We start from the raw sequence: 1,123 nt of genomic DNA on the forward strand, positions 1-1,123 counted from the left end.
CCCTGTTGCGCCAGTAGCTCCGTCAGCACCCGTCGCTCCGTCAGCTCCAGTCGCACCTGTAGCTCCGTCGGCACCTGTAGCACCAGTAGCGCCATCAGCACCCGTAGCTCCGTCAGCTCCAGTAGCACCAGTAGCTCCGTCGGCACCTGTAGCGCCAGTAGCTCCGTCAGCTCCAGTCGCACCCGTAGCTCCATCAGCACCCGTCGCGCCAGTAGCGCCATCAGCACCCGTCGCTCCGTCAGCTCCAGTAGCACCCGTCGCTCCGTCAGCTCCAGTCGCACCCGTCGCTCCATCGGCACCTGTAGCGCCAGTAGCTCCATCGGCACCTGTAGCGCCAGTAGCTCCGTCGGCACCTGTAGCGCCAGTAGCTCCGTCGGCACCTGTAGCACCAGTAGCGCCATCAGCACCCGTCGCACCAGTAGCTCCATCGGCACCCGTAGCACCAGTAGCTCCATCGGCACCCGTCGCGCCAGTAGCTCCGTCGGCACCCGTAGCACCAGTAGCTCCATCGGCACCCGTAGCGCCAGTAGCTCCGTCGGCACCCGTAGCACCAGTAGCTCCGTCGGCACCCGTAGCACCAGTAGCTCCATCGGCACCCGTAGCGCCAGTAGCTCCGTCGGCCCCCGTAGCGCCAGTCGCTCCATCGGCACCTGTAGCACCAGTAGCGCCATCAGCACCAGTAGCTCCAGTAGCACCAGTAGCGCCATCAGCCCCCGTCGCTCCGTCAGCTCCAGTAGCACCCGTCGCTCCGTCAGCTCCAGTAGCACCTGTCGCTCCGTCGGCACCTGTAGCGCCAGTCGCTCCGTCGGCACCTGTAGCGCCAGTAGCTCCGTCGGCACCCGTAGCACCCGTAGCTCCATCAGCACCCGTCGCTCCGTCAGCTCCAGTAGCACCTGTCGCTCCGTCGGCACCTGTAGCGCCAGTAGCTCCGTCGGCACCCGTAGCACCAGTAGCTCCATCGGCACCCGTCGCTCCATCGGCACCTGTAGCACCAGTAGCGCCATCAGCACCCGTCGCTCCGTCGGCTCCAGTAGCACCCGTCGCTCCATCGGCACCTGTAGCGCCAGTAGCTCCGTCAGCTCCAGTCGCACCCGTCGCTCCGTCGGCTCCAGTAGCACCCGTC

The 1,123-nt window shown here is 66.4% G+C and carries 1 protein-coding gene; it reads right to left on the minus strand.

Annotated features, from left to right (window positions below; genetic code table 11):
- A partial coding sequence (locus tag V1L65_RS28610) for a hypothetical protein (RefSeq protein WP_331702760.1) occupies nucleotides 1-1,123 on the minus strand: 1,123 nt, incomplete at both ends.

Source organism: Paenibacillus sp. IITD108 (genome assembly GCF_036541265.1).
Classification (GTDB): Bacteria; Bacillota; Bacilli; order Paenibacillales; family Paenibacillaceae; genus Pristimantibacillus.